This window comes from Pseudomonas sp. PF05 (assembly GCF_056521845.1).
In genome coordinates this window covers 351,313-370,078 of sequence record NZ_JBWLPW010000001.1, presented here as the reverse complement: position 1 = coordinate 370,078, position 18,766 = coordinate 351,313, and the positions used below count along the sequence as shown (strand labels likewise).

At 61.6% G+C, this 18,766-nt stretch carries 19 protein-coding genes; 18 read left to right on the top strand and 1 reads right to left on the bottom strand.

What is annotated here, in order from left to right:
* Nucleotides 1-66 precede the first annotated feature (66 nt).
* Nucleotides 67-1,632 (top strand): methyl-accepting chemotaxis protein, encoded by a 1,566-nt coding sequence (locus tag AC09SL_RS01605; protein WP_058544620.1) that lies wholly within the window; start codon nt 67-69, stop codon nt 1,630-1,632.
* 170 nt (nt 1,633-1,802) lie between these two features.
* Here AC09SL_RS01605 and AC09SL_RS01600 read toward each other — a convergent pair whose 3' ends face one another.
* Nucleotides 1,803-2,495: an alpha/beta family hydrolase gene (locus AC09SL_RS01600; RefSeq protein ID WP_058544619.1), complete on the bottom strand. Its 693-nt coding sequence runs from the start codon at nt 2,493-2,495 to the stop codon at nt 1,803-1,805.
* 95 nt (nt 2,496-2,590) lie between these two features.
* Between AC09SL_RS01600 and ccoN (AC09SL_RS01595) the strand changes: the two genes are divergently transcribed.
* The 17 genes from ccoN (AC09SL_RS01595) (at nt 2,591) to fnr (ending at nt 18,715) form a co-directional block, all read left to right on the top strand.
* On the top strand, nt 2,591-4,015 hold the full coding sequence (ccoN, locus tag AC09SL_RS01595) for a cytochrome-c oxidase, cbb3-type subunit I (protein ID WP_057452412.1): 1,425 nt from the start codon (nt 2,591-2,593) through the stop codon (nt 4,013-4,015).
* Nucleotides 4,016-4,025: 10 nt separating this feature from the next.
* Complete coding sequence (gene ccoO, locus AC09SL_RS01590; protein ID WP_014339376.1) at nt 4,026-4,634, top strand: cytochrome-c oxidase, cbb3-type subunit II; 609 nt, start codon at nt 4,026-4,028, stop codon at nt 4,632-4,634.
* 3 nt (nt 4,635-4,637) lie between these two features.
* Complete coding sequence (locus AC09SL_RS01585) at nt 4,638-4,841, top strand: cbb3-type cytochrome oxidase subunit 3 (RefSeq protein ID WP_058544618.1); 204 nt, start codon at nt 4,638-4,640, stop codon at nt 4,839-4,841.
* Nucleotides 4,838-5,791, top strand: coding sequence for a cytochrome-c oxidase, cbb3-type subunit III (gene ccoP / locus AC09SL_RS01580; protein WP_058544617.1), 954 nt, complete (start codon nt 4,838-4,840; stop codon nt 5,789-5,791). Before AC09SL_RS01585 ends, ccoP (AC09SL_RS01580) begins: the two co-directional genes overlap by 4 nt.
* Before the next feature lie 481 nt (nt 5,792-6,272).
* The gene (ccoN, locus tag AC09SL_RS01575; RefSeq protein WP_058544616.1) at nt 6,273-7,715 is read left to right on the top strand and encodes a cytochrome-c oxidase, cbb3-type subunit I; all 1,443 of its coding nucleotides are present in this window, start codon (nt 6,273-6,275) and stop codon (nt 7,713-7,715) included.
* Nucleotides 7,715-8,323, top strand: coding sequence for a cytochrome-c oxidase, cbb3-type subunit II (gene ccoO / locus AC09SL_RS01570; RefSeq protein WP_003199605.1), 609 nt, complete (start codon nt 7,715-7,717; stop codon nt 8,321-8,323). Before ccoN (AC09SL_RS01575) ends, ccoO (AC09SL_RS01570) begins: the two co-directional genes overlap by 1 nt.
* Nucleotides 8,324-8,328: 5 nt before the next feature.
* Nucleotides 8,329-8,514 (top strand): CcoQ/FixQ family Cbb3-type cytochrome c oxidase assembly chaperone, encoded by a 186-nt coding sequence (locus AC09SL_RS01565; RefSeq protein ID WP_003175465.1) that lies wholly within the window; start codon nt 8,329-8,331, stop codon nt 8,512-8,514.
* Nucleotides 8,511-9,494, top strand: coding sequence for a cytochrome-c oxidase, cbb3-type subunit III (ccoP, locus tag AC09SL_RS01560; protein ID WP_064106770.1), 984 nt, complete (start codon nt 8,511-8,513; stop codon nt 9,492-9,494). The genes AC09SL_RS01565 and ccoP (AC09SL_RS01560) overlap by 4 nt, the downstream gene beginning before the upstream one ends.
* A 151-nt stretch (nt 9,495-9,645) precedes the next feature.
* Nucleotides 9,646-9,900, top strand: coding sequence for a type II toxin-antitoxin system Phd/YefM family antitoxin (locus AC09SL_RS01555; RefSeq protein WP_024618410.1), 255 nt, complete (start codon nt 9,646-9,648; stop codon nt 9,898-9,900).
* Complete coding sequence (locus AC09SL_RS01550; protein ID WP_058544615.1) at nt 9,901-10,311, top strand: type II toxin-antitoxin system VapC family toxin; 411 nt, start codon at nt 9,901-9,903, stop codon at nt 10,309-10,311.
* Between the two features lie 514 nt (nt 10,312-10,825).
* Complete coding sequence (ccoG, locus tag AC09SL_RS01545) at nt 10,826-12,241, top strand: cytochrome c oxidase accessory protein CcoG (protein ID WP_064106769.1); 1,416 nt, start codon at nt 10,826-10,828, stop codon at nt 12,239-12,241.
* 11 nt (nt 12,242-12,252) lie between these two features.
* On the top strand, nt 12,253-12,792 hold the full coding sequence (locus AC09SL_RS01540; protein WP_058544614.1) for a FixH family protein: 540 nt from the start codon (nt 12,253-12,255) through the stop codon (nt 12,790-12,792).
* Between the two features lie 185 nt (nt 12,793-12,977).
* A complete protein-coding gene (locus AC09SL_RS01535; protein ID WP_058544613.1) occupies nt 12,978-15,428 on the top strand; it encodes a heavy metal translocating P-type ATPase in 2,451 nt (816 codons plus the stop codon).
* A gap of 24 nt (nt 15,429-15,452) precedes the next feature.
* Complete coding sequence (ccoS, locus tag AC09SL_RS01530) at nt 15,453-15,671, top strand: cbb3-type cytochrome oxidase assembly protein CcoS (RefSeq protein WP_003183505.1); 219 nt, start codon at nt 15,453-15,455, stop codon at nt 15,669-15,671.
* Nucleotides 15,664-16,347: a sulfite exporter TauE/SafE family protein gene (locus AC09SL_RS01525; RefSeq protein ID WP_058544612.1), complete on the top strand. Its 684-nt coding sequence runs from the start codon at nt 15,664-15,666 to the stop codon at nt 16,345-16,347. Before ccoS ends, AC09SL_RS01525 begins: the two co-directional genes overlap by 8 nt.
* 156 nt (nt 16,348-16,503) lie before the next feature.
* Nucleotides 16,504-17,886 carry an oxygen-independent coproporphyrinogen III oxidase gene (gene hemN / locus AC09SL_RS01520; RefSeq protein WP_058544611.1) on the top strand — a complete coding sequence of 461 codons (1,383 nt, stop codon included), beginning with the start codon at nt 16,504-16,506 and terminating at the stop codon, nt 17,884-17,886.
* A gap of 94 nt (nt 17,887-17,980) precedes the next feature.
* Entirely contained in the window at nt 17,981-18,715 is a 735-nt protein-coding gene (gene fnr / locus AC09SL_RS01515) for a fumarate/nitrate reduction transcriptional regulator Fnr (protein ID WP_003199588.1), read from the top strand.
* Nucleotides 18,716-18,766 lie beyond the last annotated feature (51 nt).

The following is an 18,766-nucleotide window of genomic DNA, read 5'->3' as shown; positions in this document are numbered from 1 at the left end:
TCAATTAAAACCTGACACCGCCGACAACCTTTCATAGCCTTTCAAAGCCTTGCGGATCTACACACCATGCGCAACAACCAACCCGTCACACAACGCGAAAGGACCTTCCCGGCCCAGCAACGATTGATTTCGACCACCGACGCCAAGGGCGTAATCACCTACTGCAACGACGCGTTCGTTGACATCAGCGGGTATTCGAAGGAAGAACTGATTCGTTCGCCGCACAATCTCGTGCGCCATCCCGACGTCCCATCCGCGGTGTTCGCGCACATGTGGGGTACGCTGAAACAAGGCTTGCCATGGATGGGCATCGTCAAGAACCGCAGCAAGAACGGTGACCATTACTGGGTCAACGCCTATGTCACGCCCGTGTTCGAGGGCAATCAGGTGATCGGCTACGAGTCGGTACGAGTCAAGCCCAGCGCCGAGCAGATCGCCCGCGCCGAAGCGCTTTATCAACGCATCAACCAAGGCAAGTCCGCGGTTCCGGGCAGCGACAAATGGGTGCCCATACTGCAGGACTGGCTACCGTTTATCCTGGTCAGCCAGTTGAGTTTCATCGTCGGCGCGTTCCTGGATTCCTCCTGGGGCTTCGCTCTGGCCGCCCTGCTGTCGGTGCCGCTGGGGCTCCTGGGCTTGCAATGGCAGCAACGCGGGATCAAACGCCTGCTGCGCCTGGCCGAGCAAACCACGTCCGACCCGCTGATCGCGCGGATGTACACCGACAGCCGCGGCGTCCAGGCACGCCTGGAGATGTCGATCCTCAGCCAGGAAGCGCGCCTGAAAACCTGCCTGACCCGCCTGCAGGACACCGCCGAGCACCTCAACGACCAGGCTCGCCAGTCCAACACCCTGGCCCATGACAGTTCCAGCGGCCTGGAGCGCCAGCGGGTGGAAACCGAACAGGTCGCCACGGCCGTCAACCAGATGGCGGCAACGACCCAGGAAGTCGCCAGCCACGTGCAGCGCACCGCCGATGCCACCCAGGAAGCCAATCGCCTGACCAGCCGCGGCCGCGACATCGCCGGCGAAACCCGCGAAGCCATCGAGCGCCTGTCGGTGGTGGTCGGCGAGACCGGGCAGACCGTGACCCAGCTGGCCAAGGACAGCGACGAGATCGGTGGTGTGGTCGACGTGATCAAAGGCATCGCCGACCAGACCAACCTGCTGGCCCTCAACGCCGCCATCGAAGCGGCCCGTGCCGGGGAAATGGGCCGCGGCTTTGCCGTGGTGGCTGACGAAGTGCGGCAACTGGCACAACGCACCAGCGAATCCACCGGGCAGATCCACGCCCTGATCGCCAAGCTCCAGCAGACCGCCACCAACGCCGTGCAAACCATGGATGCCGGCCATCGGCAAGCCGAAGAAGGCGTGGCACGGGTCATGGAAGCGGACGAGGCGCTGGTGGGAATCAGCGAAGCGGTGGCCCATATCACCGACATGACCACCCAGATCGCCGCCGCCACCGAGGAGCAAAGCTCAGTGGCCGAGGAGATCAGCCGCAACATCAGCAATATCTCGGAACTGGCCGACCAGACCTCGGGCCAGGCCCACAGCTCGGCACTGCTGAGCGAAGAACTGACTCGAACGGCCCATACGCAGTATTCGTTGGTGGAGCGGTTTAACCGCTGACTTCAATTGGGCCAACTGAAAACCCGGACAGCGAAAGCTTCCGGGTTTTTTACTGCCTGAAAGATCGCTTTCGCGAGCAGGCTCGCTCCCACAGGGGCTCTAGTAACTCATTGAAATGCATTCTAATTGTGGGAGCGAGCCTGCTCGCGATGAGGCCATGGCAAGCAGCATCAATCTCGAGACAGAAACCCGGCCACTCCCTGCGCCGCCGCCTCCAGATGCTGCTCATGACTGAACCCCGAAGCCTTCAGCGGCTTCAAATCATGATCGCCCGACGCCAGCCACAACACCTCGATGCTCGGTGACAAGGTGCAGCCCTGCACCGCCTCCCGATTGCCCAACGCATCGCGCTCGCCCTGGACGATCAAGGTCCGGGTTTTCAACGCCGCCAGATGCTCGACCCGTGGCTTCTGCGGCTTGCCCACCGCGTAGAAGGGATAGCCCAGGCACACCAGCGCATCGGCGCCCAGCTCATCGGCCAGCAGGCTCGCCATGCGCCCGCCCATGGATTTACCCCCCACGGCCAAGCGCCCAGCGACATAAGGCCGCACCGTGGCGTACACCTCACGCCAGCATTCCAGCAGCTTAGGTGCCGGGTTGGGTGGCCGCTTGCCCCCATCCAGGCGCCGCTGGGCCATGTAGGGAAACTCGAAGCGCAACACGTTGACGCCCTGTGCGCCAAGGCGCGCGGCCATTTGTTCCATAAAGCCACTGTCCATTGGCGCACCGGCGCCATGGGCCAGGATCAGGGTGGGTGCCCTGGCGCTGGCGACCGATTGCCCGGCTGTCCACAACCAGCCGTGTTCGGCCACACATCGCGCCCATTGATCCCCGTCAATACTGGCCTTGTGCTGTTTGTCCATGCTGACCTCGCTTTTAGTCTGCCTATAACTCCAGGCGAAGAACGCCGCACTGCCTTGCGCAGGCGCTACTTCGGCTGAACCGTGGATGGGGAACCATGAACACTTCTATCAGTACCGCCTACAACTACAAGGTGGTCCGCCAATTCGCCATTATGACGGTGGTGTGGGGCATCGTCGGCATGGGGCTCGGGGTTTTTCTCGCCGCCCAATTGGTCTGGCCACAACTCAACTTCGATTTGCCCTGGACCAGCTTCGGCCGCCTGCGCCCGCTGCACACCAACGCGGTGATCTTCGCTTTCGGCGGCTGCGCCCTGTTCGCCAGTTCGTTCTACTCGGTGCAACGCACCTGCCAGACTCAGTTGTTCGCGCCGAAAATCGCCGCGTTCTGCTTCTGGGGCTGGCAACTGGTGATCCTGCTGGCAGCCATCAGCCTGCCATTGGGCTACACCAGTTCCAAGGAATACGCCGAGCTGGAATGGCCGATCGATATTCTGATCACCATCGTCTGGGTCGCCTACGCCATCGTGTTCTTCGGCACATTGGCAAAGCGCAAGACCAAGCACATCTACGTCGGCAACTGGTTCTTCGGTGCGTTCATCATCACCGTGGCGATCCTGCACCTGATCAATAACGCCGAATTGCCGGTGAGCTTCACCAAGTCCTATTCGGCCTATGGCGGTGCAACCGATGCGATGGTGCAGTGGTGGTACGGCCACAACGCCGTGGGCTTTTTCCTCACCGCGGGCTTTTTGGGGATGATGTATTACTTCGTGCCGAAACAGGCCGAGCGCCCGGTGTACTCCTATCGCTTGTCCATCGTGCACTTCTGGGCGTTGATCACCCTGTACATCTGGGCAGGTCCCCACCACCTGCACTACACCGCGCTGCCGGACTGGGCACAGTCACTGGGCATGGTGATGTCGCTGATCCTGCTGGCACCGAGCTGGGGCGGCATGATCAACGGCATGATGACCCTTTCGGGCGCCTGGCATAAGTTGCGCAGCGACCCGATCCTGCGGTTTTTGGTGGTGTCCCTGGCGTTCTACGGCATGTCGACCTTCGAAGGTCCGATGATGGCGATCAAGACCGTCAACGCCCTCTCCCACTACACCGACTGGACCATCGGCCACGTTCATGCCGGCGCCTTGGGCTGGGTGGCAATGGTGTCCATCGGCGCGCTGTATCACATGATCCCGAAAATCTTCGGTCGCGAGCAGATGTACAGCATCGGCCTGATCAATGCGCACTTCTGGCTCGCGACCATCGGCACCGTGCTGTACATCGCCTCCATGTGGGTCAACGGCATCGCCCAGGGCCTGATGTGGCGTGCAATCAACGACGACGGCACGCTGACCTACTCCTTCGTCGAAACCCTGGTGGCCAGCCACCCAGGCTTCGTCGTGCGGTTGGTGGGCGGGGCGATCTTCCTCAGCGGCATGCTGCTGATGGCCTACAACACCTGGCGCACCGTGCAGGCTTCCCAGCCTGCCGAAGCCGCCGCTGCCGCGCAGATGGCCTGAGGAATCCACCATGAAACACGAAACAATCGAAAAAAACGTCGGCCTGCTGATGCTGCTGATGGTCCTGGCCGTGAGCATTGGTGGCCTGACCCAGATCGTGCCGCTGTTCTTCCAGGACGTGACCAATAAACCGGTGGACGGCATGAAGCCCTACACCGCCCTGCAACTGGAAGGTCGCGACATCTACATCCGCGAAGGCTGCGTCGGCTGCCACTCGCAGATGATCCGTCCGTTCCGCGCCGAGACCGAGCGCTACGGCCACTACTCCGTTGCCGGCGAAAGCGTCTGGGACCACCCATTCCTGTGGGGCTCCAAGCGCACCGGGCCGGACCTGGCACGGGTCGGCGCGCGCTACTCCGATGACTGGCACCGCGCCCACTTGTACAACCCGCGCAACGTCGTGCCCGAATCGAAAATGCCGGCCTACCCATGGCTGGTGACCCAGGCAGTAGACAGCAGCCACACCGAAGGCAAGCTGCGCGCCATGCGCACCCTGGGCGTGCCGTACACCGACGACGACATCACCGGTAGCGTGGCCTCGCTCAAGGGCAAGACCGAAATGGACGCGCTGGTGGCCTACCTGCAAGTGCTCGGCACTGCCATCAAGAGCAAGAGGTGAGCCATGGTTCTTGAAATGAGTACTGGAATGATCCGCGGCCTGGGCACGGTCGTGGTGTTCGTGGCCTTCATTGGCCTGACCCTGTGGGTATTCAGCAGCAAACGTCGTCCAGAGTTCGCCGAAGCGCGCCTGTTGCCGTTCGCCGACGAGCCACCTGCCGACATCGCCACCCCCCAAGACCCTGCAACAAGGAGTACCCGGCCATGACCACCTTCTGGAGTACGTGGATCTGCGTACTGACCATCGGCAGCCTCATCGGCCTGACGTGGCTGCTGATCGGCACCCGCAAGGGCGAGACCAAGGGCAGCGTCGACCAGACCATGGGCCACAGCTTCGACGGCATCGAGGAGTACGACAACCCGCTGCCGCAGTGGTGGTTCCTGTTGTTCGCCGGCACCCTGGTGTTTTCCGTCGGCTACCTGGTCCTCTATCCAGGCCTGGGCAACTGGAAAGGCATCCTGCCGGGCTACGAGAACGGCTGGACCGGCGCCCATGAATGGGAAAAGGAAATGGCCAAGGCCGACGCCAAGTTCGGGCCGATCTTCGCCAAATTCGCCGCCATGCCCGTGGAAGAAGTGGCCAAGGACCCACAGGCCTTGAAGATGGGTGGCCGCCTGTTCGCCTCCAACTGCTCGGTCTGCCACGGCTCGGACGCCAAGGGTGCCTTCGGCTTCCCGAACCTGGCCGACAGCAACTGGCGCTGGGGCGGCGCTGCCGACACCATCAAGACCACCATCATGGGCGGCCGCATGGCGGCGATGCCGGCCTGGGGCGAAGTGCTGGGAGAGGCCGGGGTCAAGAACGTGGCCGCGTACGTACGCCACGACTTGGCCGGCCTGCCTCTGCCGGCGGACAGCGGTGCCGACCTGCAAGCCGGCCAGCAGGCCTTCAACACCACCTGCGTCGCCTGCCACGGCGCCAACGGCCAAGGGACCGAAGCCATGGGCGCGCCGAACCTGACGCACCCAGCCGGTTTCATCTACGGCACCAGCCTGGCACAGTTGCAACAGACCATTCGCCATGGTCGCCAGGGCCACATGCCGGCGCAGAATGAGTTGCTGGGCAATGACAAAGTGCAATTGCTCGCCGCTTACGTCTACAGCCTGTCTCACGGCACCGGCACCGAGCGTCTGCAAGCTGAAAGCAAAAGCGAATAAATCCTGACCACACCAACAGCCGCATTCATCTGGATGCGGCTGTTCCGTGCCCCTGCGCGACGCATTGTCGCACCCTTCCATAGTCTTTCTTTCGGTTCCCCGGATTCGGGTCTAAGCTTGCCGTTGCATGCGCTGGCGACTGCCGGTTTCAGGTCCACCCGACCCGATGCGTTCGACAATCGTTCGTCAAAAAGGCCGCAAAGGCAGGTGAATACCGGCTGTTGCGACAGTTGCCTGGCATCACCCGAACGCTGTGTTTGAACACACCCCGTTACAACCGACCTGACCCCCTCGCCTCTTTCCTTCGTTGCGACAATTTGCCGTGGGCGATTTTTGTCCCTACACCGAACATGGAAAGGCCGCAGAATCAGCTTTGGAAAGCATTGACCCAGGTCATGGCGCGTTGCAATGACCCCCCGCTTTCTCCATACTTGCGACCGATTTTTATCCTAATAAAACACCCAAACCGTGGAACCTTAGAATGAGCACAGCAATCAGTCCGACTGCTTATAACTATAAGGTAGTCCGCCAGTTCGCCATCATGACGGTGGTCTGGGGGATCCTTGGCATGGGGCTCGGTGTCTTCATCGCCTCGCAACTGGTCTGGCCGGAGTTGAACTTCGATCTGCCATGGACGACATTTGGACGCCTGCGCCCGCTGCACACCAACCTGGTGATCTTCGCCTTCGGTGGTTGTGCATTGTTTGCCACTTCTTACTACGTCGTGCAGCGAACCTGCCAAACGCGACTGATTTCCGACAGCCTCGCGGCCTTCACCTTCTGGGGTTGGCAAGCCGTGATCGTCGGCGCGATCGTAACCTTGCCACTGGGTTACACCACCACCAAGGAATACGCAGAGCTGGAATGGCCCCTGGCTATCCTGCTGGCCATCGTCTGGGTGACCTATGCGCTGGTGTTCTTCGGCACCATCGTCAAGCGCAAGACCAAGCACATCTACGTCGGTAACTGGTTCTACGGTGCCTTCATCCTCGTGACGGCCATGCTGCACATCGTCAACCACGCCTCCCTGCCGGTCAGCTTCTTCAAGTCGTACTCGGCCTATTCGGGCGCGACCGATGCGATGATCCAGTGGTGGTACGGCCACAACGCCGTGGGCTTCTTCCTGACCACAGGCTTTCTGGGGATGATGTACTACTTCGTGCCGAAGCAGGCCGAGCGTCCTATCTATTCCTATCGCCTGTCCATCGTGCACTTCTGGGCGCTGATCACCCTGTACATCTGGGCAGGTCCCCACCACCTGCACTACACCGCACTGCCGGACTGGGCGCAGTCCCTGGGCATGGCGATGTCGATCATCCTGCTGGCGCCAAGCTGGGGCGGCATGATCAACGGCATGATGACCCTGTCGGGCGCCTGGCATAAGCTGCGCACCGACCCGATCCTGCGGTTCCTGGTGGTGTCGTTGGCGTTCTACGGCATGTCGACCTTCGAAGGCCCGATGATGGCCATCAAGACCGTCAACTCCCTGAGCCACTACACCGACTGGACCATCGGCCACGTGCACGCTGGTGCGCTCGGCTGGGTTGCGATGATTTCCATCGGCGCCATCTACCATATGATCCCGAAACTGTTCGGTCGTGCGCAGATGCACAGCACCGGCCTGATCAACGCGCACTTCTGGCTCGCGACCATCGGCACCGTGCTCTACATCGCCTCGATGTGGGTCAACGGCATCACCCAAGGCCTGATGTGGCGTGCAATCAACGACGACGGCACCCTGACCTACTCGTTCGTCGAAGCCCTGCAAGCCAGCCACCCGGGCTATATCGTCCGAGCCCTGGGCGGCGCGTTTTTCGCCAGCGGCATGCTGTTGATGGCCTACAACGTGTACCGCACCGTTCGTGCCTCTGACCCGGCTGAAGCTGAAGCCGCCGCCAAGATCGCCGTAGTTGGAGCTCACTGATGAAGCACGAAGCCGTAGAGAAGAATATCGGCCTGCTGGCCTTCTTCATGGTCATCGCCGTGAGCATCGGCGGCCTGACCCAGATCGTTCCGCTGTTTTTCCAGGACGTGACCAACAAGCCGGTCGAAGGCATGAAGCCACGTACCGCCCTTGAACTGGAAGGTCGCGACATCTACATCGCCAACGGTTGTGTCGGCTGCCACTCGCAGATGATCCGTCCGTTCCGCGCCGAGACCGAGCGCTACGGCCACTATTCGGTGGCCGGTGAAAGCGTCTGGGACCACCCGTTCCTGTGGGGTTCCAAGCGTACCGGTCCGGACCTGGCCCGTGTTGGCGGCCGCTACTCCGACGACTGGCATCGTGCGCACTTGTACAACCCGCGCAACGTGGTGCCTGAGTCGAAAATGCCGGCCTACCCGTTCCTCGTAGAAAACAAGCTCGACGGCAAAGACACCGCCAAGAAAATGGAAGTCCTGCGCACCCTGGGCGTGCCTTACACCGACGAAGACATCGCCGGTGCCAAGGATGCCGTCAAGGGCAAGACTGAAATGGACGCGCTGGTGGCCTATCTGCAAGGCCTGGGCACCATCATCAAAAGCAAACGGTGATTTAGATGGATATCGGGATGATTCGTGGCCTGGGCACCGTCGTCGTGATGGTTGCCTTTATCGGTCTGGCCTTGTGGGTGTTCAGCCCCAAGCGCAAGTCGGAGTTTGAAGACGCGACCTTGCTGCCGTTCGCGGATGATCCCGAAGCCATCAAGCACGTCGAGCAAGCTTCTAGGAGTAACAAAGAATGACTACGTTCTGGAGTCTGTACGTCACAGTCCTCAGTCTGGGAACAATCTTCGCCCTGACCTGGCTGCTGTTGTCGACCCGCAAGGGCCAGCGCACCGAGCAAACGGACGAGACCGTTGGTCACTCGTTCGATGGCATCGAGGAATATGACAACCCACTGCCAAAATGGTGGTTCATGCTGTTCGTGGGCACCATTGTGTTCGCCCTCGGTTACCTGGTGCTCTACCCTGGCCTGGGCAACTGGAAAGGCCTGCTGCCAGGCTACAACTACCTGGACACCGAGAAGCAGACCGCCTTCGCCAACGGCCAGACTGGCTGGACCGGCGTCCATGAGTGGGAAAAGGAAATGGCTCGTTCGGACGCCAAGTTCGGTCCGATTTTCGCCAAGTTCGCCTCCATGCCGATCGAAGAAGTCGCCAAGGACCCGCAAGCCCTGAAGATGGGTGGCCGCCTGTTCGCCTCCAACTGCTCGGTTTGCCACGGTTCCGACGCCAAGGGTGCCTATGGCTTCCCCAACCTGACCGACGCCGACTGGCGCTGGGGCGGTGAACCGGAAACCATCAAGACCACCATCATGGGCGGTCGTCACGCCGTGATGCCGGGATGGGCTGCCGTGGTCGGCGAGCAAGGCGTCGCTGACGTGGCTTCCTACCTGGTGACCAGCCTGCACGGCCGCAAACTGCCGGAAGGCGCCAAGGCCGATCCGGCCAACGGCCAGAAACTGTTCGCGGCCAACTGCGTGGCCTGCCACGGCCCAGCCGGCAAGGGCACGCCCGCCATGGGCGCACCTGACCTGACGCATCCGGCCGGCTTCATCTATGGTTCGAGCTTCGCTCAACTGCAGCAGACCATCCGTTACGGCCGCCAGGGCCAGATGCCTGCCCAAGCGGACCTGCAAGGCAATGACAAGGTCCACTTGCTGGCCGCCTATGTCTACAGCCTGTCTCATGGCGAAAAGGCTCCGGCCGCTGACGCCCAGTAAGACAAGTAGCTGATACACCAAAGGCCCCGCCAATCAGATTGGCGGGGCCTTTTTGTTACTGGCCGAAAAACCTGGGGAAATCCGTTTTGCTTGCCGGCCACCCACACAGGTAGTAACGTGCCTACATTCAAGTTCAAACGAGGACACTTCCATGTCCATCACCACCATCTCCAGCCGCGAATTCAACCACGACACAAGTGGTGCCAAAAAAGCCACCCGTGAAGGGCCGGTGATTATCACCGACCGTGGCAAGCCGGCCCATGTGCTGCTAAGCATTGAGGAGTACCAGAAACTGACCGGCATCGGCACCAGCATTGTCGAGTTGCTGGTCATGCCCGATGCGCCGGACATCGACTTCGATACCGAGCGTGCCGTCATCGCCCCCCGCTCGGTGGACCTGTCCTGAATGTTTTTACTCGATACCAATGTCATCTCGGAACTGCGCAAACCCCAGGCAGACAAAAACGTCCAAGCCTGGGCACGTAGCGTTCCTGCTCCCAGCCTGTATCTCTCGGCGATCACCGTACTGGAACTGGAAACTGGTGTGTTGCGCTTCGAACGCAAGGACCCGGCGCAAGGCAGTCGCCTGCGGGCATGGCTGGATAGTCACGTGATGCCAGCCTTTGCCGGCAGGATCCTGGCCGTGGACCGTGCCGTCGCACTGCGTTGCGCTCGCCTGCATGTGCCTGACCGCAGCAATGAATGCAATGCGTTGATCGCCGCCACCGCCCTGGTCCATGGATTGACCGTGGTGACCCGCAACGTGAGTGATTTTCAAAGCAGCGGCGTGGCGGTGCTCAACCCGTGGGTTGGCTGATGCATATTCGGCAGTCATCACAAAATGGCCTTTTGTGGCGAGGGAACTTGCTCCCGCTGGGCGGCGGTGTAGGAGCTGTGTAGGAGCTGTGTAGGAGCTGTCGAGTGCAACGAGGCTGCGATCTTTCCACTGACAATTGAGTCGAGAGCGAAAGACCAAGATCAAGATCAAGATCAAGATCAAGATCAAGATCAAGATCAAGATCAAAAGATCGCAGCCTTCGGCAGCTCCTACGCGCAGCCGAGCGGGAGCAAGTTCCCTCGCCACAAAAACAGGGCAGTCTTCAGAACGCGCCCTTCGTTTCGCTTACAGTTATGAAATAGCTATAGTCAATTGATCTGAGTCATGACTTGTTACATCCGCTACACCATTCTATGCAGACCCCCAACGCGACCAAAGGTCGCACCCTTGGGCTAGAGCGACAGGCGTATCATTGCGCCACCGCAACACCCTTTCTGACCGTGGTCGGCACGTACTGGCCCCGGCACTTTTCCACTGCCGTGGGATGCATTCGATGAGCAACCAGATTCCGGTACATGACGTCACCCCGCCTGCCAAGGACGCGAACAAAAGCGTCGACCTGTATGCCTCTCGGGAAAAAATCTACACCCGAGCCTTCACTGGCCTGTTCCGCAACCTGCGCATGGTTGGCGGCGCACTATTGTTCCTGCTGTATTTCGGTACGGTCTGGCTGAACTGGGGTGGCCATCAGGCCGTCTGGTGGAACTTGCCGGAACGCAAATTCTTTATTTTCGGCGCCACCTTCTGGCCCCAGGATTTCATCCTGCTCTCCGGGATGTTGATCGTTGCCGCCTTTGGCCTGTTTTTCATCACCGTCTATGCCGGACGCGTATGGTGCGGCTACACATGCCCGCAAAGCGTGTGGACCTGGATCTTCATGTGGTGCGAAAAAGTCACCGAAGGCGATCGCAACCAGCGCATCAAGCTCGACAAGGCGCCCATGAGCGCCCACAAGTTCCTGCGCAAGTTCGCCAAGCACAGCCTATGGCTGCTGATCGGCTTCGTCACCGGCATGACGTTCGTCGGTTACTTCACGCCAATCCGCGAACTGGTGTTCGAGTTCTTTACCGGCCAGGCCGATGGCTGGTCGTATTTCTGGGTGGGTTTCTTCACCCTCGCCACCTACGGCAATGCCGGCTGGCTGCGTGAGCAAGTGTGCATCTACATGTGTCCTTACGCGCGCTTCCAGAGCGTGATGTTCGACAAAGACACCTTGATCGTTTCCTACGACCCGCGTCGTGGCGAAAGCCGTGGCCCACGCAAGAAGGGTGTTGACTACAAGGCCCTGGGTCTCGGGGACTGCATCGATTGCACCATGTGCGTCCAGGTCTGCCCTACCGGCATCGACATCCGCGACGGCCTGCAGATCGAGTGCATCGGCTGCGCGGCCTGCATCGACGCCTGCGACAACATCATGGACAAAATGGATTATCCACGCGGCCTGATCAGCTACACCACCGAACACAACCTTTCCGGGCAGAAAACCCATAAACTGCGCCCGCGCCTGATCGGTTATGCCTTGGTACTGCTGACCATGATCAGCCTGTTGGCAGCAGCGTTCTTCATGCGCTCGCTGGTGGGTTTCGACGTCAGCAAGGACCGCGTGCTGTACCGCGAAAACGCCGAAGGCCGGATCGAGAACGTCTACAGCCTGAAGATCATGAACAAAGACCAACGCGACCATACGTACGTCCTGGAAGCCACTGGCCTGCCCGACCTCAAGCTGCAAGGCCGCCGGGAAATCAAAGTCGCGGCCGGCGAGATCTACAGCCAGCCAGTCGAGCTGTCCAGCGCACCAGAACAACTGCCATCGAGCACCAACGAGGTGACCTTCATCCTCAAGGACGCCGATGACGAAAGCGTACATGTCGAAGCCAAGAGCCGGTTCATCGGCCCACAAACTCGTTGAGAGAACTGAACATGCCTGCAGCAACCGCCACCAGCCCTTGGTACAAGCACCTCTGGCCGTGGATCATCATCGCGATCCTGACTTGTTCGGTGACACTGAGCCTGACGATGGTAACCATTGCAGTGAAGAACCCGGACAACCTGGTCAACGACAACTATTACGAAGCCGGCAAGGGCATCAATCGTTCGCTGGAGCGTGAATTGCTGGCCCAGACCCTGCAACTGCGCGCCAACGTGCAACTGGACGAGCTCACCGGTGAAGTGAACCTGCGCCTGAACGGCAACAGCCGTCCCCAGACCCTGGAACTGAACCTCATCTCGCCGACCCAGCCGGAGAAGGACCGCAAGATCGTCCTGACCCGCAACGACAGCGAACCGGGGCGCTACGTCGGCCAGTTGACGGACAAAGTCGAGGGCCGTCGCTTTGTCGAATTGCTCGGGGTGGAGAACGACAAGACCTGGCGCCTGTTCGAAGAAGAACAGATCAACCACAACCAGGACATCCTGCTCGGCGATGAACCGCTGCAAGGCGCTGAAGACCTGGGAAAATAAGCTAGACGACAGCCCCTGTAGGAGCTGCCGAGCGAAGCGAGGCTGCGATCTTTGCCCAGCCGCTTGAGTCCCAAGCGAAAGATCAAAAGATCAAAAGATCAAAAAATCGCAGCCTTCGGCAGCTCCTACAGTTTGTGTATCTCCTTGCTTGCAAGCCCACTATGCCAGGCCTTCATGCGACAACCATGACCACTCCACAGCCCTGCTACCATTGCGCCCTGCCCGTACCTGCGGGCAGTCGCTTCACTGCCGTTGTCCTCGGTGAAACCCGCGAGCTGTGCTGCCCGGGCTGCCAGGCTGTGGCCGAGGCCATTGTCGCCGGTGGCCTGGAAAGTTATTACCAGCATCGCAGCGAAGCGTCGGCCAACCCTGACACCCTGCCCGTCCAGTTGACCGATGAACTGGCGCTGTACGATCGCCCTGACGTGCAGCAATCATTCGTGCGCCATGAAGGCGAACTGGCCGAAACCACCCTGTTGATGGAAGGCATCAGTTGTGCTGCCTGCGGCTGGTTGATTGAAAAACAATTGCGCAGCCTGCCGGCCGTGGCCGAGGCGCGGTTGAACCTGTCCAATCATCGCCTGCATGTACGCTGGGCCGACGCTCAACTGCCGCTGAGCACGCTGCTCGCCGAATTGCGCCAGATCGGCTACGTAGCGCACCCGTACCAGGCCGACCAGGCCTGTGAACAACTCGCCGCACAAAACCGCCTGGCCCTGCGCCAACTGGGTGTAGCCGGCCTGCTGTGGTTCCAGGCGATGATGGCGACCATGGCCACCTGGCCGGAATTCAACATCGACCTGAGCCCGGAGATGCACACCATCCTGCGCTGGGTTGCCCTGTTCCTTACCACACCCATCGTGTTCTATAGCTGCGCGCCATTCTTCAAGGGCGCCATGCGCGACCTGCGCACCCGCCACCTGACCATGGACGTTTCGGTGTCCCTGGCCATCGGCGGCGCTTACGTTGCCGGAATCTGGACGTCGATTACCGGTGTCGGCGAGTTGTACTTCGATGCCGTGGGCATGTTCGCCCTGTTCCTGCTGGCCGGCCGTTACCTGGAACGCCGGGCCCGGGAGCGCACGGCTGCCGCCACCGCCCAGCTGGTCAATCTGTTACCGGCCTCGTGCCTGCGCCTGGAGGATAACGGCCAGAGTGAACGCATCCTGCTCAGCGAATTGCGCACCGGTGACCGGGTGCTGGTGCATCCCGGGGCGGTCCTGCCGGCTGATGGCAGGATCCTCGATGGCCAGTCCAGCATCGACGAATCGCTGCTGACCGGCGAATACCTGCCACAACCTCGCCAGGTGGGCGACGCGGTCACCGCCGGCACGCTGAACGTCGAAGGGGCCTTGACGGTCCAGGTGCTGGCCCTTGGGCAAGACACCCGGTTGTCGGCCATCGTGCGGCTGCTGGAACGGGCCCAGGCCGAGAAGCCGCGACTGGCGGAAATCGCCGACCGCGCCGCCCAATGGTTCTTGCTGTTCTCCTTGCTCGCCGCTGCCGTCATCGGGCTGGTGTGGTGGCAACTGGACGCTTCGCGCGCGTTCTGGATCGTCCTGGCGATGCTGGTCGCCACCTGCCCTTGCGCGTTGTCCCTCGCCACGCCGACCGCCCTCACCGCGGCCACCGGCACCCTGCACAAGCTTGGCCTGCTGCTGACACGCGGCCATGTGCTGGAAGGCCTGAACCAGATCGACACGGTGATTTTCGACAAGACCGGCACCCTCACCGAAGGCCGCCTGGCGTTGCGTGCCATTCGGCCATTGGCGGCCCTCGACAGCGATCAATGCCTGGGCTTGGCCGCAGCCCTGGAAAACCGCTCCGAACACCCCATCGCCCGCGCCTTCGGCCGCGCGCCGTTGGCCGCCGAACAGGTGCAAAGCACCCCAGGGTTGGGGCTGGAAGGCTTGGTGGCCGAACAGCGCCTGCGCATCGGCCAGCCCGGTTTTGTCTGCGAACTGAGTGGCGCCGCCGTACCGAAAATGCCGGACGAACCGGGGCAATGGCTGTTGCTGGGCAATGAGATCGGGCCACTGGCCTGGTTCGTCCTCGATGACCGCTTGCGCGTCGATGCCCCGGCCCTGCTGGCGGCCTGCAAGGCACGGGGTTGGCGGACATTGCTGCTATCGGGAGACAGTTCGCCGATGGTTGCCAGCGTCGCCGCCGAGCTGGGCATCGATGAAGCCCGCGGCGGCCTGCGCCCGGACGACAAACTGGCCGTGTTGCAGCAGTTGCACCAGCAGGGTCGCAAGGTGCTGATGCTCGGCGATGGCGTGAACGACGTGCCAGTGCTGGCGGCGGCGGACATCAGTGTCGCCATGGGTTCGGCCACTGACCTGGCCAAGACCAGCGCCGACGCGGTACTGCTGTCCAACCGCCTCGACGCCCTGATCCACGCCTTCAGCCTGGCCCGCCGCACCCGCCGGGTAATCATTGAGAACCTGGTGTGGGCAGGGCTGTACAATGGCCTCATGTTGCCGTTCGCCGCCCTCGGCTGGATTACGCCGGTGTGGGCCGCGGTCGGCATGTCCATCAGTTCGTTGACCGTGGTGTTGAATGCGCTGAGGCTGACGCGTCAGCCCAAGACGCCGGTTTTCGACGCCACGCCCGATACCCGCCCGCTGCCGGTCTGAGCCGCACGGGCATGGAGTTCCGACATGCCAGCTCTCTACGTGATGATCCCCGCCGCGCTGCTGATCGTGGCCATCGCCGTGTACATTTTCTTCTGGGCCGTGGACAGCGGGCAGTACGACGACCTCGACGGTCCGGCCCACAGCATTCTGTTCGACGATCAGGACCCGAACCACAAGGCGGCAGTGGACGAAGCCAGTGGCGAGGCCCGCAAGCCGGACGACAAGGCCCCACCCCATGCTTGATCTGGCGCCACTGCTGGTTTCGGCGGTTATCCTTGGCCTGCTCGGCGGCGGACACTGCCTGGGCATGTGCGGCGGCCTGATGGGCGCCCTGACCCTGGCGATTCCCAAGGAACAACGCAGCCGGCGCTTTCGGTTGCTGCTGGCGTACAACCTGGGGCGGATCCTGAGCTACGCCGCCGCCGGGTTGCTGATTGGCCTGGCCGGTTGGGCCGTGTCCAATAGCCCGGCAGCGATGATCATGCGAGTGCTGGCCGGCTTGCTGTTGATTGCCATGGGCTTGTACCTGGCGGGATGGTGGAGCGGCCTGACCCGCATCGAAAGCGTGGGGCGTGGCTTGTGGCGACACATCCAGCCCGTCGCCAACCGTTTGCTACCGGTGTCGAGCCTGCCCCGGGCCTTGCTGCTCGGCGCGCTATGGGGCTGGCTGCCGTGCGGCCTGGTCTACAGCACCCTGTTGTGGTCCGCCAGCCAGGGCAATGCACTGGACAGCGCGCTGCTGATGCTCGCCTTCGGCCTGGGCACCTGGCCGGTGCTGCTCGCCACCGGCCTGGCCGCCGAACGCGTCACCGCCCTGCTGCGCAAACGCAGCGTGCGCATGGCCGGTGGCTTGTTGGTGATTGTTTTCGGGGTATGGACACTGCCGGGGCCGCATCAACATTGGCTCATGGGGCATTGACCGAATGGAGCTCATATCCACCACAAATTCTTTGTGGGAGCGGGCTTGCTCGCGATTGGCCCTGACTCAGCTCCCACCCCGTTGACGCAAATCAAAACGTCCACGCCCACGCGCCCCTAGACTCGCCCCATGCCAGTCTATCCGGGGAATGCCCGCATGCTCGACACCATTTGTTGGGACTCAGATCTCATCCGCCGTTACGACCTGGCGGGACCACGCTACACCTCGTACCCCACTGCGGCGCAGTTCGGCAGCCAGGTGGGCACCTTCGACCTGCTCCACGCCCTGCGCGACAGCCGCAAGGCCCTGCGGCCGCTGTCGCTGTACGTGCACATACCGTTCTGCGCGAACATTTGCTACTACTGCGCCTGCAACAAAGTCATCACCAAGGACCGCGGTCGCGCCCACGCCTACCTGCAGCGCCTGGAACAGGAAATCCAATTGATCGGCTGCCACCTGGACCCCACCCAGCGCGTGGAACAGTTGCACTTTGGCGGCGGCACTCCGACATTCCTCAGCCACGACGAACTGCGCCAACTGATGGCCAAGCTGCGCCAGCACCTGAACCTGCTGGACGACGATTCCGGTGACTACAGCATCGAAATCGACCCCAGGGAAGCCGACTGGTCGACCATGGGCCTGCTGCGCGAACTGGGTTTCAACCGGGTCAGTATCGGCCTGCAAGACCTTGATCCAGCGGTGCAGCGTGCCGTCAATCGCCTGCAAAGCCTGGAAGAAACCCGTGCCGTGGTCGAAGCCGCCCGGACCTTGCAGTTCCGTTCGATCAACATCGACCTGATCTACGGCCTGCCCAAGCAGACCCCGGAAAACTTCGCCCGCACCGTCCAGGAAGTCATCCACCTGCAACCGGACCGGCTCTCGGTGTTCAACTACGCCCACCTGCCGGAACGCTTCATGCCCCAGCGGCGCATCAACAGCCTGGATTTGCCGAACCCGGAGCAGAAACTGGCGATGCTGCAAGGCACCATCGAACAACTCACCGACGCCGGTTACCGCTACGTCGGCATGGACCACTTCGCCCTGCCCGACGACGAACTGGCCATCGCCCAGGAAGAGGCCACGTTGCAGCGTAACTTCCAGGGCTACACCACCCACGGTCACTGCGACCTGATCGGCCTCGGCGTGTCAGCCATCAGCCAGATCGGCGATGTGTACTGCCAGAACAGCAGTGACCTGAACCACTACCAGAACACCCTCGCCGACGGACAACTGGCGACCAGTCGCGGGCTGATCTGCAACGCTGACGACCGGCTACGGCGCGCGGTGATCCAGCAGTTGATCTGCCATTTCCACCTGCCCTTCGCCGAGATCGAGCAAACCTTCAACATCGATTTTCGCGGCTACTTCGCGCTGCAGTGGCCGCAATTGCAGGCCATGGCCGCAGACGGGCTGATCGAGCTGGATGACAACCACATCCGGGTCTTGCCTGCCGGGCGCCTGCTGGTGCGATCGGTGTGCATGGTGTTCGATGCCTATCTGGACCAGCACAATCGCCAACGCTTCTCCCGAGTGATCTGAGCGCGACAATTTGACGACGAAGCCACGCTGGCCGGACTGTCTGCTCTGGGGTACCCTTACGTCCTATGCGTGATTTCCCACAAGGATTTAAGAAATGTCCGAGCCAGTCAAACTGCGCGCCCACAACCAGGCCCATTGCAAGGATTGCAGCCTGGCCCCCCTCTGCCTGCCACTTTCGCTGAACCTGGAGGACATGGACGCGCTGGACGACATCGTCAAACGGGGTCGCCCGTTGAAAAAAGGGGAATTCCTGTTTCGCCAGGGCGATACCTTCGATTCGGTCTATGCGGTGCGCTCGGGCGCCTTGAAGACCTTCAACCTGAGCGACGGCGGCGAAGAACAGCTCACCGGCTTCCACCTGCCCAGCGAACTGGTGGGCCTGTCCGGCATGGACACCGAGTCCCACCCGGTCTCGGCCCAGGCCCTGGAAACCACCTCGGTGTGCGAAATCCCCTTCGATCGCCTGGATGAGCTGGCCATACAGCTTCCGCAACTGCGCCGCCAGTTGATGCGCGTCATGAGCCGGGAAATCCGTGATGATCAGCAAATGATGCTGCTGCTCTCGAAAAAAACCGCCGACGAGCGTATCGCCACGTTCCTGGTCAACCTCTCGGCACGCTTCCGCGCCCGCGGGTTCTCGGCCAACCAGTTCCGCTTGAGCATGTCGCGCAACGAAATCGGCAATTACCTGGGTCTGGCGGTGGAAACCGTGTCCAGGGTATTCACTCGCTTCCAGCAGAACGAGTTGATTGCCGCCGAAGGCAAGGAAATTCACATTCTCGACCCGATCCAGCTCTGCGCCCTGGCCGGCGGCTCGATCGAAGGCTGATGGCCGCGCGCGGCTGAGGGATGTTCCCAGCCGCGCTATACTGCCGCGTTT